14 protein-coding genes are annotated in these 13,562 nt (G+C 67.9%); all 14 read left to right on the top strand.

The annotated features are described in order from the left end of the window. Nucleotides 1–43: 43 nt before the first annotated feature. A complete protein-coding gene (locus SPHN_RS02305; protein WP_248520853.1) occupies nucleotides 44–874 on the top strand; it encodes an aldo/keto reductase in 831 nt (276 codons plus the stop codon). A 7-nt stretch (nucleotides 875–881) separates the two neighbouring features. Beyond that, nucleotides 882–1,421: a metallophosphoesterase family protein gene (locus SPHN_RS02310; protein WP_248520854.1), complete on the top strand. Its 540-nt coding sequence runs from the start codon at nucleotides 882–884 to the stop codon at nucleotides 1,419–1,421. Next, a complete protein-coding gene (locus SPHN_RS02315) occupies nucleotides 1,418–1,702 on the top strand; it encodes a hypothetical protein (protein ID WP_248520855.1) in 285 nt (94 codons plus the stop codon). Before SPHN_RS02310 ends, SPHN_RS02315 begins: the two co-directional genes overlap by 4 nt. A gap of 346 nt (nucleotides 1,703–2,048) precedes the next feature. After that, nucleotides 2,049–3,227: an inositol-3-phosphate synthase gene (locus SPHN_RS02320; protein WP_248520856.1), complete on the top strand. Its 1,179-nt coding sequence runs from the start codon at nucleotides 2,049–2,051 to the stop codon at nucleotides 3,225–3,227. Continuing rightward, a complete protein-coding gene (locus SPHN_RS02325) occupies nucleotides 3,224–4,117 on the top strand; it encodes a hypothetical protein (RefSeq protein ID WP_248520857.1) in 894 nt (297 codons plus the stop codon). Before SPHN_RS02320 ends, SPHN_RS02325 begins: the two co-directional genes overlap by 4 nt. Continuing rightward, nucleotides 4,114–5,208: a class I SAM-dependent methyltransferase gene (locus SPHN_RS02330; RefSeq protein ID WP_248520858.1), complete on the top strand. Its 1,095-nt coding sequence runs from the start codon at nucleotides 4,114–4,116 to the stop codon at nucleotides 5,206–5,208. Before SPHN_RS02325 ends, SPHN_RS02330 begins: the two co-directional genes overlap by 4 nt. A 2-nt stretch (nucleotides 5,209–5,210) precedes the next feature. After that, nucleotides 5,211–6,206, top strand: a complete 996-nt coding sequence (locus SPHN_RS02335) for a Gfo/Idh/MocA family protein (protein ID WP_248521460.1) — start codon at nucleotides 5,211–5,213, stop codon at nucleotides 6,204–6,206. Further along, complete coding sequence (locus tag SPHN_RS02340) at nucleotides 6,197–7,012, top strand: hypothetical protein (protein ID WP_248520859.1); 816 nt, start codon at nucleotides 6,197–6,199, stop codon at nucleotides 7,010–7,012. The genes SPHN_RS02335 and SPHN_RS02340 overlap by 10 nt, the downstream gene beginning before the upstream one ends. After that, complete coding sequence (locus tag SPHN_RS02345) at nucleotides 7,009–8,529, top strand: YcaO-like family protein (RefSeq protein WP_248520860.1); 1,521 nt, start codon at nucleotides 7,009–7,011, stop codon at nucleotides 8,527–8,529. Before SPHN_RS02340 ends, SPHN_RS02345 begins: the two co-directional genes overlap by 4 nt. Next, complete coding sequence (locus tag SPHN_RS02350) at nucleotides 8,526–9,353, top strand: sugar phosphate isomerase/epimerase family protein (protein ID WP_248520861.1); 828 nt, start codon at nucleotides 8,526–8,528, stop codon at nucleotides 9,351–9,353. The genes SPHN_RS02345 and SPHN_RS02350 overlap by 4 nt, the downstream gene beginning before the upstream one ends. 47 nt (nucleotides 9,354–9,400) lie before the next feature. Further along, nucleotides 9,401–10,561 (top strand): glycosyltransferase family 4 protein, encoded by a 1,161-nt coding sequence (locus SPHN_RS02355; protein ID WP_248520862.1) that lies wholly within the window; start codon nucleotides 9,401–9,403, stop codon nucleotides 10,559–10,561. A 7-nt stretch (nucleotides 10,562–10,568) separates the two neighbouring features. Next, nucleotides 10,569–11,279: a PIG-L deacetylase family protein gene (locus SPHN_RS02360; protein WP_248520863.1), complete on the top strand. Its 711-nt coding sequence runs from the start codon at nucleotides 10,569–10,571 to the stop codon at nucleotides 11,277–11,279. A gap of 82 nt (nucleotides 11,280–11,361) precedes the next feature. Then, nucleotides 11,362–11,835, top strand: coding sequence for a DUF1348 family protein (locus SPHN_RS02365; RefSeq protein ID WP_248520864.1), 474 nt, complete (start codon nucleotides 11,362–11,364; stop codon nucleotides 11,833–11,835). Nucleotides 11,836–12,018: 183 nt separating this feature from the next. Then, the gene (locus tag SPHN_RS02370) at nucleotides 12,019–13,455 is read left to right on the top strand and encodes an NAD-dependent succinate-semialdehyde dehydrogenase (protein ID WP_248520865.1); all 1,437 of its coding nucleotides are present in this window, start codon (nucleotides 12,019–12,021) and stop codon (nucleotides 13,453–13,455) included. Nucleotides 13,456–13,562: the final 107 nt, after the last annotated feature.

Raw genomic sequence — 13,562 nt, forward strand, 5'->3', positions numbered from 1 at the left:
CTTCCGCGTTATCCTCTGGAACCGATATCTCGAGAGACAGACCATGAAGAGCGTGACGCTTCCAGGCGGAGAAACGATACCGGCGCTTGGCCAGGGTAGCTGGATGATGGGTGAGCACGCCGCGCACCGTGCCGACGAGATCGCCGCGCTGCGCCACGGCGTAGAGCTAGGCATGACGCTGATCGACACCGCGGAAATGTATGGCGATGGCGCGGCCGAGACGCTGATCGGCGAAGCGCTGGGCACCGTGCGCGACGACCTGTTCCTCGTCAGCAAGGCGTATCCGCAGAACGCATCGCGTAAGCGGCTGGCGGCGGCGTGCGAAGCGAGCCTCAAGCGGCTGGGGACCGACCGGCTCGACCTGTACCTGCTGCACTGGCGCGGATCGGTGCCGCTCGCCGAGACGGTCGAGGCGATGGATGCGCTCAAGGCGGCGGGCAAGATCCGCCATTGGGGCGTGAGCAATCTCGATACCGACGACATGGCCGAACTGATCGAGGGTGGCGGCGATCGCTGTGCGACCGACCAGATCCTCTACAATCTCTCGCGGCGCGGGCCCGAACTCGACCTGATGCCGTGGCTGGCCGAGCACGGCATCCCGGTAATGGCCTATAGCCCGGTCGAGCAGGGCCGGTTGATCGCAGATCCGACATTGGCGCGGATCGCGCGGACGATCGGCGCGAGCCCGGCGCAGGTCGCGCTCGCCTGGGTGCTGAACCATGACGGCGTCATCGCAATTCCGAAGGCCGGCACGGTGGCGCATGTGCAGGACAATCGTGGTGCGGCGGACCTGCGGCTGTCGCCGGACGATCTGGCCGCGCTCGATACCGCGTTCGCACCGCCACGGACGCGTCGTCCACTCGAGATGCTGTGAGCGTCGGATGACTGTGTATTTCACGGCAGATACGCATTTCGGCGATCATCGAACGCTCAATATTCATCGTCGTCCGTTTGCCAGCGTCGCCGAAATGGACGCTGCGATCGTCACCGGCTGGAACGCGGTCGTTGGTCCCGCGGACACGGTGTGGCATCTCGGCGATGTCGCGCGCCGCCCGTCGTACGTATCCGACCTGCTGGCACAATTGCACGGGACCAAGCATCTGATCCGGGGGAACAACGATCCGCCCGCAACCGGCGCGGCCGAAGGGTGGGCCAGCGTGCAGGATTACGCCGAACTGACGCTCGACGGGACCGCGCTCGTGCTGTGCCATTACCCGTTCAGCCGCTGGAACGGGCAGCATCGCCGGTCGATCAATCTGCACGGGCATAGCCACGGCACGCTCAAGCCGGTGCTGCGCCAGTTCGATGTCGGCGTCGACCCGTGTGATTTTCGCCCGATGACGCTCGACATGCTACGCGAGCGTGCGACGCCGACGGGAAAACGCGACTTACTGATGCGCCAAGGGACCACGATCGAATGAAGACGCCTCTGCCGCGCCAACCGTCGACGGACGACTATGCCCATGGCCGACGCGACGGCTTGCGGCTCGCTCTGGCCATTCTTGCAACGGAAGAAGCGAAATGGGAGGCGTTGCTGGGAGAAAGCCGATCAGGGCGCACCAATGCGATCCGCCAGGTCCGGCACAAGACGCTGCAGGTCGCGCAAAGCCGGATCCATACGGCCCTCAATCGGCTTAGCCCGAACGCCGATGTCGCGCTCGATCCCGAGATTGCCGCGGCGCTGGAGCTGGCGGGTCTCTAGACGATCTCGCTGCTGCTGGCAGAAGCAGACAAGGTCGCCACCGGCCCCGCAAAGTAACAAAGATTACTTTGCCAGTCGAAGGGCGGGTGCCGTGCATGTTTCGGATCAGGGTGCGATGGATAGCCGCGGTTTTGCCCGGTGGGACGCGTCGAATGCCAAGACGTGGCGCGGCGTAACGGCCTTCGCACTGCAACCGCATTTGCCCCCAACCGCCGACCGATCATCGTGTGCGCAATACGGAAACATATGTAATCGCCCGAGCACTTTAGCGTCGGTTTACGCAGACATTTGTGGACTTTGCCTATCGGTTGGCTAGCCACGCCCTCTATTTTGAGAGGACGCAGCTATGGGCGAACGGGTCGGGATCGCAGTGATCGGACTGAATGGCGCGGTGGCCACCACCGCCGCGGCGGGGATCGCGATGATCCGCGCCGGGTCGAACGACCTGTCGGGCCTGCCGCTCGCCAGCCGCGACGTCGAGGGCATGGCGGCCTACCGCGATCTCCATTTCGGCGGTTGGGACCTCAGCCATGACGACCTCGCCACCGCCGCGTTGAAGCACGGCGTGCTGAGCGAAAGCGAGCTTGCCAACGGTGCGTCCAGCCTCGCGGACATGCGGCCCTGGCCCGCGGTCGGATCGACCGATTTCTGTGCGAACATCGACGGCGCCAACAAGATCGCAGCGCCCGGTCACCGTGCGGCGGTCCAGCACATCCAGGATGATCTGGCGCGCTTCAAGACCGAGCAGAATCTCGACCGGGTGGTGATGATCAATCTCGCCTCGACCGAGCGCAAGGCCGATCTGGGGGCCGATGCGCTGACCAGCGTCGAGGGTTTCGAGCGCGGTCTCGATACCGACGACGCGGCGATCAGCCCGGCGATGCTCTATGCCTATGCCGCGATCGCGAGCGACACGCCCTACGCCAATTTCACGCCGTCGGTCGCCGCCGATGTCGCGCCGCTCGCCGAGCTCGCCCGCCAGCGCGGCGTGCCGATCGCCGGCAAGGACGGCAAGACCGGCCAAACGCTGCTGAAGACCGTGATCGCGCCGGCGTTGCGCGATCGGGCGCTGCACGTCGATGGCTGGTTCTCGACCAACATCCTCGGCAATTCGGACGGCCTCGCGCTCGACGATCCCAAGAGCCTCGCCTCCAAGGTCGACACCAAGAAGTCGGTGCTCGACCAGATCCTCGGCTATCCGGTCGAGGATCACATCATCATGATCCATTATTACAAGCCGCGCGGCGACAACAAGGAAGCGTGGGACAACATCGACCTGACCGGCTTCCTGGGTCAGAAGATGCAGCTGAAGCTGAATTTCCTGTGCAAGGATTCGGTGCTGGCCGCCCCGCTCGCGATCGAGATAGCGCGCTGTTTGGCGCTGGCGCAGACGCGCGGCGAAGGCGGCGTGCAGGACCAGATGGGGATCTTCTTCAAAATGCCGCAGACCGCCGACGGCGGCGAGCCGATCCACGCGTTCGGCGAGCAGCAGTTGATCCTCGATACGTGGCTCGATCGCCGGTGACGTTTGGCGCGGCGCACCTGCCGCTGTTGCGCGAGCTTGGCGACCTGAAGCGGATCCGGTCGGCGGATCGCGACGGGTCGATCGCGGAACGGCTGTTCGCGCGCGGCTGGGCGGCGCTGGCGGCGGGCGAGGTTCCGGAGACGGTGATGCGGCGGACCGTCGCCGCTGCGCTTGCCGCGGCACGACTGGGCGATCTGGACCGCGCCACGCTGGCCGAGCTTGGGTTGTCGGATGCCGAAGCCTGCGCCGTGCTCGAACGCGGGTTCGACGAGATCGCGGTGCAGATCGACCCGGCGCTGGCAGCCGATTTGCGCAGCGCGCTGGCCGAGGGCGCACCGGCGGCCGGGCCGGTACCACGGTTCGTTACCCAGCTCGCGACGCAGCCACGTGCGGGCGTTACCTGTCCGGGTCGGCCGCGGCTGTTGCTCCAGCCATCCGAGAACCATGCCGAGCATTGCCTGGTCGTCGCGGTGTACGGTGTGATCGCCGCGCCCTCGTACGGCGCGGATCCCGCAGAGGTGTTCCTCGCATCGATGGCGCATCATTTCCACAATGCGGCAATGCCCGATGCGGGGTTCACCGGCGAGGTGCTGCTCGGCGACCTGCTCGACCGCGTGATCGACGGTGCGCGCGAACAGGCGATGGCGATGCTCGATCCGGCGGTGGCAACGCAGGTCCGCGCGGCGATCGCGCCGATCGCCGGCGAAGTGACCCCGGCGGCGCGCGCGTTCCATGCCGCCGACGTGCTCGACCGCGTGCTGGAGATCGAACAGCACACGCGCGCCGCCTCGGCGACGATGGACACGGTCCTCCACACCTACGAACTCGTGCATGCGGGTCCCGTGAAGGACTTCCACGACCGCGTGCTGGCGGATGTCGGCCTGTTGTGACCTATCGCTCTCCCCTGACCGGACGGCCGCTCGTCGCCGACACACCGCATTCGCTGGCCGCACCCGGCGAGCGCTGGCCGGTGGTCGACGGGATCCCGTATCTGCGGACCGACAGCGAGGGGCTGGTGGCGGTGGCGCTCGACCATCTCGATGCGGACTGTCCGGACGATGCGCTGGTTGCGCTGCTGACCGACCAGGATGCGTGGTGGACCGGCCCGGCGACCGATCTTCGCGAGCTGAAACGCCTCGTCCGCGAACGCAATACGCTGTCGCTGCGCGCGGCGATGGCGTTGCTGCGGATGGGGCCGGTCGCCGATTATTTCGCGCATCGCTGGAGCGACCCGACCTATCTGGCAGGGCTTGCGCTGGTCGAAGCGCACTGGCGGCGGCCGGATACCGCGTTCGAGCTGGCCTGCGGGATCGGCCATTATCTGCGAGAATTGTCCGCCCGCGGCGTCGCGTGCGTCGGCGCGGACGTCGTGTTCTCGAAATGCTGGCTGGCGAAGCACTGGGTCGCGCCCGAGGCGGAGTATGTCGTGTTCGACGCCGCCGCGGGCTGGCCGGTCGAGACGCAGCGCTTCGACCTCGTCGGATGCCACGACGCATTCTATTTCCTGCCCGATCAGCCGCGGGTCGCCGGGCTGCTGCGCGCGTCCGTCAGGCCCGGTGGCGTGCTGGCGGTCAGCCACCTCCACAATGCCGCGGTCGCCGGCGGTGCGATGGGACCGGCGCGCGCCGGGGCCGAATGGGCTGCGCTGTTCCCCGATGCGATCGTTTATGACGAGCGCGAGTTGCGGCGAGCGTTGCTTGCCGCGGATGCGCCTGCCTCGACCCGGTGGTCCGACGATCCCGCTATCGAGGCTTGGTCGATTGTCGAAGCGGATGGCGGCGTCACGCGCCCGCTGAGCGGCGGGCTGGTGATGCCCGTCGCCGATGCGGTTCTGAAGCCGAATCCGTTGCTCGACGGCGACAGCCCGCGCTGGCCCTCCGATCGCTACCGGGCGGAATATGGCGATACGTGCACATGGCTGTCGGACGACGGCGACGACGCGCGGAACCGTCGCGTGCTCGACCTGCCGGCGCGGTGGTGAGTATGCGCTGGGGGATCGTCGGCTTCGGCTGGGTCGCGCGCGATTACATGGCGCCGGGGATCGCGGCATCGGGAGGAACGCTGGTCGCGATCGCCGACCCGTCGCCGATGGCGCAGGCCAGCGCGATGTCGGGTGGCATTCTCGCTTATGATACGGCCAAAGCGATGCTGGCCGACGCCGCGCTCGATTGCATCTACGTCGCCACGCCCAACAATCTTCATGCCGATCCGGTGCGGGCCGCCGTCGCGGCGGGCGTGCCGGTGCTGTGCGAAAAGCCGATCGCCGCGACGCTCGCCGACTCGGAGGCGATCGGTACCGCGGTTAAGGGACATCTCTACGGCACCGCGTTCGACCAGCGTCACCACCCCGCGCACCGGGCGATGGCGCAGGCGATCCGCGACGGTGCGATCGGCCGCCCGATCGCGGTGCGGATCGTCTATGCGTGTTGGGTCGACCCGAGCTGGTCACCGTCCGACGCAGGCGATGGCTGCAACTGGCGCGCCGATCCGGCGGCGGCGGGCGGCGGTGCAGTCATCGACCTCGCGCTGCACGGTCTCGATCTGGCGGCGCTGCTGGTCGACGAGCCGCTCGCGCGTCTGCATATCGACCTGCAACGGCGCATCCACGACTATCCGGTCGACGATGGCGGCATCCTGTCGGGACGCACCGCAGGCGGCGTGCTGGTCCAGAGCCATGTCGCCTATAACTACCCAGAAGTGCTGCCCCGCCGCCGGCTGGAAATCCTCGGCGAGGACGGCCTGCTGGTCGCCACCGACACGATGGGCCAGACCGAGGGCGGCACCGTGATCCGCCGTTGCGCGCGAACCGGGAACGAGACCGCCCTCCCCTTCGACGCGCACCTTTCGCCGTTTGCCGCACAGGCCGCCGCGTTCGCCGCCGCGATCCGCGGCGAGGCGCATGATTTTTCCATCGACCGGGACTTGTCACTGATGCGCCTTTTCGACGCCGCCTATACCGAGGCGCGATCATGCCTTTGAGCTGGTATGCCTGCGCGCATTGCGGCTTCTGGCAACGCCATTTCGCGCCCGCGGATTGCCCGGTGTGCAACGATACGCGCAACGACCTGCCCGAGGATGGCTGGTGCTTCCTGCCCGAAAGCGACGTCGCCGCGAGTCACGACGGCAGCTGGCGACAGGTGGCCGACGACCTCTGGGCCTTCACCACCACGCCGCAGCTCGGGCTCGGCGGCACCGGCTGGCTGATCGTGCGCGAGGGCGGCAACATCGCGTTCGAAGCCGCGCCCTATTACTCCGCCGCGATGCTCGCGCAGATCGCGCGGCTCGGCGGGATCCGCTATCTCGCGGCCAGCCACGCGCATGGCTATGGCGCGCTGTTCCAGCTCCAGCGAGAGTGTGCGCCTGAGATGCTCGCGATCCACAAGGACGACCTCGGCATGACCAAGGCGTTCCGGGTCACGACGCCGTATGACGACGTGCTGGAGATCGCGCCGGGATACACGCTGCATCACGTCGGTGGCCATTACGAGGGCCAGGCAGCACTCCACGACGCGGTCGGCCGCCGCCTGTTCTGTGGCGACATGTTCAAGATCGACCAGGACGAGGCGGGCATCAGCCACGCGATTTCGAGCCACAAGGCGTTCCATAAGGACATCCCGCTGACGCATGGCGAGATCCGCCAGTACCGAGACGTGATCGCGCCACTGGCGTTCGACGCCGTCCTGACCCCGTTCGAATATGCCCCCGAAGTCGGCCGCGACGTCGCCGTCGCGGTGCTGGACGAGGCGCTGTCCCGCGCGCCGGGCGTGAAGAGGATCCCGCTATGACACGCAGCATCACCGGCCTTCCCGAGCAACTCGGTGCAGCCTGCCATCTGTATCTCGATGCATTTCCCGACGGCGACATCGTCGCGTTTCCGATCGACGGCGTCGACCGCGTCGGCATACCCGTCTGGGTGGTCGCGCTGTTCCCGGAGACCGCCGACCTCGACGGCATCATGCCGTACGGCGTGGGCTATGGCGCGACCGACGAGGCTGCGATCCTGGGCGCGCTGGGCGAGATCGCCGAGATGGTCTGGCCGACGCTCACCCTGTCGGCGCGCGGCAAGACGCAGGGCAGCTATGCCGACCTCGTCCGCGAACGCGGCGTGCGCGGGATCGCCGACCCGCTGACGCTGTGCCTGCCTGCCGGTTCGCCGGTCGGCCGCGACACGCCGCTCGACTGGGTCGAGGCCCGGCGGTGGGCGGACGGATCTAGCGTCCTCGTGCCGATCGACCTTGCCGCCTATTCGGCCAAGGAACTCGACCCCGGCTATGTGCCGTTCACGACCATCATCTCCAACGGGATGGGCGCAGGGCCGGACCTCGACTGGGCGATCGGCCACGGGCTGTGCGAAATCCTCCAGCGCGACGGCAACGGGCTGCTGTTCCGCGCGCTCGACCGCGGCGTCGCGATCGACCTGCCTGAAAGCCTGCCCGGCGAGATCGGCGACCTGATCAACCGGTTCGCCGCGGCCGGCATCCGCGTGATCCCGAAATTCGCCACCGACGAGTTCGGCATGGCGAACGTCTATTGCGTCGGCGTCGATGCGCGCGAGCCCGCCGTACCGATCATGGCGACGGCTTGCGGCGAGGCGGCGCATCCCGACGCGGTGCAGGCATTGGCGAAGGCGATCGCCGAATATGCCGCCAGTCGCGCGCGCAAAGCGTTCGCACACGGCCCGATGGCGCTCGCCAGGTCGATCGCCCCGCGCGGGTATGTCGACCGGTTCATGGCGCAGGCCGGCGGTGCCGCCAAATCGAGCGACGGTCGCGCCTTCGCCGAGATGCGGCGCTGGACCGATGTCGATGCCGCGACGCTGCGCGCATGGCTGGCCGACACGATGCTCGCCGAGCGCAGCCGTCGCGCCTTCGCCGACCTGCCGCGCGCCGACGTGCCCGATGCACGGGCGCGCGGGCAGCTTGCGAGGGAGGCGGTCGAGGCGGCCGGGTTCGACATCCTCTACGTCGATATGTCCCCCGCCGACGCCAGCGTCGCGGTCGTCAAGGTGATCGTGCCCGGCATGGAAGTCGAGACGATGAGCTATTACCGGATCGGCGAGCGCAACGTCGCCAAGCTGGCCGCGCTCGACAGCCCGTTGGTCAGCTTCGGCGGCGAGGAGAGCGCGACGCGACGTCCCGTTCGCCTGACCGACGAAGCCGTGACCCGGCTGGGCGGCCAGCCCTTCTTCGACACCGCGATGGCCGACGCGATCGTCGGACCGCTCTACCCGCTCTACCGCGAGCCCGAAGCGCATCACGTCGCGTGGTCGGAACAGAGCGTCGAGACGGAGGCGGCGCGATGACGCTGCGTTTCGCCTACAACACCAACGGTGCGGCCAACCACCGGCTCGACGATGCGCTGCATCTGATCGCCGATGCGGGCTATGACGGCGTCGCGCTGACGCTGGATCACCACCACCTCGACCCGTTTGCCGACGATTGGGCCCGCGAGGCGGAGCGCGTCGGCGCGTTGCTGCGGTCGCTCGGGCTGGGTTCGGTGATCGAGACCGGTGCGCGGTACCTGCTCGACCCGCGCGACAAGCATGAGCCGACGCTGGTCACCGCCGATCCTGCCGGTCGCGATCGGCGCGTGGCGTTCCTAGCCCGTGCGCTGGAGATTGCCGCGATCCTGAATTCGGAAACCGTGTCGTTCTGGGCGGGCGTGCCGAAGCCCGACGTGCACCACGCGGATGCGCTCGACTGGCTCGACGCGGGGCTTGGCCGGATCGTCGAGCACGCCGCGCGAACCGGGATACCCGTCAGCCTGGAGCCCGAACCCGGCATGCTGATCGAGACCGTTGCGGATTATGACCGGCTCGCGCTCCGCCATCCCGACCTGCGGCTCGCGCTCGATACCGGGCACTGCCTCGTCACGCAGGATATCGCCCCCGATGCCGCTGTACGCGCCTATGCCGACCGCCTCGGGACGGTCGCGGTCGAGGACATGCGCCGCGGCGATCACACGCACCTTCCCTTCGGCCAGGGCGACATGGATATTCCGGCGATCCTGGCTGCGTTGGAGTCGATCGGCTTCGACCGCCTCGTCTGCGTCGAACTGTCGCGGGAAAGCCCGCGCGCACACCAGGCCATTCCCGAGTCGATCGCCTATCTTCGGGCGTGCGGCTGATGCGGATCTGCTTCGTCTCGCGGCGTTTTTTCCCGGCGATATCGGGGATGTCGATCTACGCGATCAACCTGTTGCGGCAACTCGTCGCGGCGGGCCACGACGTGACGATGATCAGCCAATATTACGGCGATCCGGCGCGGGCACGCGTTTATGGAGGCGGTCCCCCGCCCCCGGTGCCGGGCGTGCGCGTCGTCGGCCTGGAGGCGCTGGGCGAACAGGCTGGTGGTGATTTCGAACGCGATATCGACACCCTCGTCGAGGCCATCGCCTTTGACCATGCGGTGCATCCGTTCGACATGCTCCACGCGCAGTATGGCTATCCGACCGGATGGGCGACGATGATCGCAGCCCGGCGCCTCGGCCTGCCCTGCGTCGTGTCGATCCAGGGCGGCGACGGGCATTGGGTCGGCTCGTGCTGCGAGACGCACCGGCTCGCGATGGTGCGCGTGCTCGACCATGCGGGCGCGCTGCTGATCGGCGGCAACAGTTTCGCGGGCGAGGTCCACGACCGGCTGGGCACCGCGCTCGACCGGTTCACGATCGTGCCGGGGGCGGTCGATACCGACCATTTCACGCCGGCATCGAATGCCGCGCCCGAAGGTCCCGTCCGGCTGCTCTATCACGGCCGCGTCGACCGCCGCAAAGGCGTGCTCGACTTCCTCAAGGCGCTACCCGACGTGCGCGGCGAGTGGCACGCGACCATCTCCGGCATCGGTCCCGACGTCGAGGCCGCCCACGCGCTCGCGACCGACCTCTCGCTGACCGACCGCGTGACGTTCAGCGGCTATGCGGACTATGACGCGGTCCCCGAACTCTACCGCGCGCACGACGTGTTCGTGTCGCCGACCTATGCCGAGGGGTTCTCGAACACCATTCTCGAGGCGATGGCATGCGGCCTTGCGGTCGTCTCGTGCCACGCCGTGGGCGTGGTCGATTGCGTCCGTCACGACGAGAACGGCCTGCTGACCGATCCCGGCGACGTGCCGGCGCTGGCGGCTTCGCTGACCCGCGTCATCACCGATACGGCCCTTCGCACGCGCCTTGCGACGGCTGCTTTGGCAGAATGCCGCCGCGTGTATAGCTGGGACGCGGTCGGGCAGCAGATCGTCGGGATCTACCGTGGGCTGCGCAGCCGTCCGCAAGCCGCCTTCGAAACGGCGCTGCCGATGACGCCCTGCCGCTTCCGCAGCGAGCCGCATCTGCTGTGACCGGTCGATGAAGCTGCTCGCGATATCGCCCCACCTCGACGACGCCGCCTTTTCCGCCGGCGGGCTGCTGGCGTCGCGGGTCGATCAGGGGTGGGACGTCACTGTCGCGACGTGCTTCACCGGCAACGTCGCGCAGCCGACCGGGTTCGCGTTGGCGTGCCAGCTCGACAAGGGGCTGGGCGCCGACGTCGATTACATGGCGCTGCGCCGGGCCGAGGATCACGCGGCGTGCGCGGCACTGGGCGCACGCGCGGTCCACCTGCCGTTTCTCGAGGCGCCGCACCGGGGCTATACATCGGCCGCGATGCTGTTCGCCGCGCGACTGCCCGACGACCGGATCGTCGACGATGTTGCGACGGCACTGACCGGGCTGCTCGCCGCGGAACGGCCGGATCTCGTCCTCGGACCATTGTGCCTCGGCCATCACGTCGACCACCACGTCGTTCTGGACGCGATGCGGCAGACCTGCGCCGCGCAGGCCGTGCTGTTGTGGGAAGACTGGCCCTATGCCGATCGCGAAGCCCGCGTTGCCGCCGAGCCGGCGGTGATCGAACGCCTCACGCCCGAAACGCGCGCGCGGCGTATCGCCGCCTGTGCCGCCTACACGTCGCAACTCGGCTTCCAGTTCGGTGGCGTCGAGGCGATGATCGAGCGGACCGGGCGGATCGCCGAGGAACGCTATTACGCGCTGCAAGGGCCTGTGAGCGGGGTGATCTAGCGTCGATACGCGCCGATCGGCGTTTGTCGTCGCGCGCGGGCAGGATATAGCGGTGGCCGGAAACGAGCCGTTTGGACATGTCATGACGCACAGTCGCCTACCCGTACCACCGTTTACCGTCGCGTCGGCGACCCAGAAAGTCCGCGCGGCCGAGGACGGCTGGAATGGCCGCGATCCGGCACGCGTCGCCACCGCCTATACGATCGATAGCGTCTGGCGAAACCGCGACGTGTTCCTCACCGGTCGTGCGGCGATCGAGGCGTTCCTGACCGATAAATGGACCCGTGAGCAGGAGTATCGCCTGATCAAGGAGCTTTGGGCATTCACCGACGACCGGATCGCCGTGCGTTTCGCCTATGAATGGCACGACAGCGCCGGCACGTGGTTCCGATCCTATGGCAACGAGAATTGGGCGTTCGACGAGCACGGACTGATGCGCGAACGGCATGCGAGCATCAACGACGTCGCCATCGAGGCGAACGACCGGCTGTTCCACTGGGATCGCGCCGGCGTCCGACCGGCGGACCACCCCGGCCTGACGGAACTCGGCCTCTGAGCCCCGGCGTCATCGCCACGATACCGCGCGGCCGCGGTTCTCGGGTCGGGATATGAGCGGGATCGCGCTCGACCGGTCCGGCGGTTGCCACGCGCGATCTCGTGATGGATCGCGGGGACTTACAGCCGCCGCCGGCACCAACGACATGATCGCCCAGCTGCAGCGCCAACAAGGAGACGACGCATGACCACCGCCTATGACACCAAATTGGGCCTGTATATCGCCGGCGAATGGCTGAGCGGCGACGGTCGCGATACGCGCGACGTGCTCAATCCGGCGACCGGTGCGGGCCAGGCGGCGCTGCCGCTCGCCACTGCAGCGGATCTCGATCGCGCGCTCGAAGCGACGCAGCGCGGTTTCATCGCGTGGCGTGCGACGCCCCCGGAAAAGCGCGCCGCGATCCTGGTTCGGACCGCGCAGCTGTTGCGCGAGCGCGGCGACCATATCGCCCGCATCGCCACGCTGGAGCAAGGCAAGATCCGGGCCGAGGCGAAGGGCGAGGTCGCGTTTGCGGCGGCCCTGCTCGAATTCCACGCGGCCGAGGCCCAACGCATCTATGGTCGCGTCCTGCCGCGCCCGTCGGGGACGCGCAGCCTGGTGCTGCATCAGCCGGTCGGTCCGGTCGCGGCCTTCTGCGCGTGGAACTTCCCGATCATGAACGTCGTGCGCAAGATCGCGCCCGCGGTGGCGGCAGGCTGCTCGATCATCATCAAGCCATCGGAGGAAACCGCCGGTAGCGCGGTCGAGGTCATGCGCTGTTTCCAGGACGCCGGACTGCCGGGCGACGTCGCGCAGTGCGTGTTCGGCGTCCCCGACATGGTGTCGCGCCAACTGCTCGCCTCGCCGATCACGCGCAAGCTGAGCTTCACCGGATCAGTGCCGGTCGGCAAGGCGCTGATGAAGCTGGCGGCCGATACGATGATGCGGACGACGATGGAGCTTGGCGGCCACGGCCCGGTGCTGGTGTTCGACGATTGCGATCTGGAGAAGACGCTCGATACGCTGGTCGCGCACAAGTTTCGCAACGCAGGCCAGGTATGTGTCGCGCCGACGCGCTTCCACGTTCAGGACGGTATCTACGACCGTTTTGCCGCGGGCTTCGCAGAGCGGACCCGCGCACTCAAGATCGGTGACGGCATGGATGCGGCGAGCCAGATGGGCCCGATGGCCAATGCCCGCCGCCCCGACGCGATCGCCGAGCTCGTGGGCGAGGCGACCGGCAACGGTGCCAAGCTGTTGGCGGGTGGCGACTATGGCGGCGAAGGCGGCTTCTTCTTCCAGCCGACGGTGCTGGCCGACGTTCCGCTGTCGGCGCGCGCGATGAACGAGGAGCCGTTCGGCCCGCTCGCGTTGCTGAGCCGGTTCGAGTCCGACGAGGACGCGGTTGCCGAAGCGAACCGCCTGCCGTTCGGGCTCGCGGCCTATTGCTTCACCGAGAATGGTCGTCGCCAGAACATGCTCGGCGACGCGATCGAGGCGGGCATGATCGCGATCAACACTGTCAGGCTCAGCTATCCCGACAGCCCGTTCGGTGGGGTCAAGGACAGCGGCCACGGATCCGAGGATGGCCCCGAAGGCATCGCCGCGCATCTGATCACGAAGGCCGTGCATATCAGCTGACGCAGGGGGGACGCGGCCTGCCCGCAGGTCCCTGGCATCACGCTACCGAACAGGGTTTTCCGTTTGCCGACGGAAAGCCCTGTTTTTTTGTGAAATCGACTGATCGG

It is taken from the genome of Sphingomonas faeni, from assembly GCF_023195535.1.
Classification (GTDB): Bacteria; Pseudomonadota; Alphaproteobacteria; order Sphingomonadales; family Sphingomonadaceae; genus Sphingomonas; species Sphingomonas faeni_B.

Coding starts and splice junctions, on each gene's coding strand:
- SPHN_RS02355 (WP_248520862.1), top strand. CDS start 9,401: ATGTCGATCTACGCGATCAACCTGTTGCGGCAACTCGTCGCGGCGGGC.
- SPHN_RS02350 (WP_248520861.1), top strand. CDS start 8,526: ATGACGCTGCGTTTCGCCTACAACACCAACGGTGCGGCCAACCACCGG.
- SPHN_RS02315 (WP_248520855.1), top strand. CDS start 1,418: ATGAAGACGCCTCTGCCGCGCCAACCGTCGACGGACGACTATGCCCAT.
- SPHN_RS02320 (WP_248520856.1), top strand. CDS start 2,049: ATGGGCGAACGGGTCGGGATCGCAGTGATCGGACTGAATGGCGCGGTG.
- SPHN_RS02360 (WP_248520863.1), top strand. CDS start 10,569: ATGAAGCTGCTCGCGATATCGCCCCACCTCGACGACGCCGCCTTTTCC.
- SPHN_RS02345 (WP_248520860.1), top strand. CDS start 7,009: ATGACACGCAGCATCACCGGCCTTCCCGAGCAACTCGGTGCAGCCTGC.
- SPHN_RS02370 (WP_248520865.1), top strand. CDS start 12,019: ATGACCACCGCCTATGACACCAAATTGGGCCTGTATATCGCCGGCGAA.
- SPHN_RS02305 (WP_248520853.1), top strand. CDS start 44: ATGAAGAGCGTGACGCTTCCAGGCGGAGAAACGATACCGGCGCTTGGC.
- SPHN_RS02335 (WP_248521460.1), top strand. CDS start 5,211: ATGCGCTGGGGGATCGTCGGCTTCGGCTGGGTCGCGCGCGATTACATG.
- SPHN_RS02340 (WP_248520859.1), top strand. CDS start 6,197: ATGCCTTTGAGCTGGTATGCCTGCGCGCATTGCGGCTTCTGGCAACGC.
- SPHN_RS02365 (WP_248520864.1), top strand. CDS start 11,362: ATGACGCACAGTCGCCTACCCGTACCACCGTTTACCGTCGCGTCGGCG.
- SPHN_RS02310 (WP_248520854.1), top strand. CDS start 882: ATGACTGTGTATTTCACGGCAGATACGCATTTCGGCGATCATCGAACG.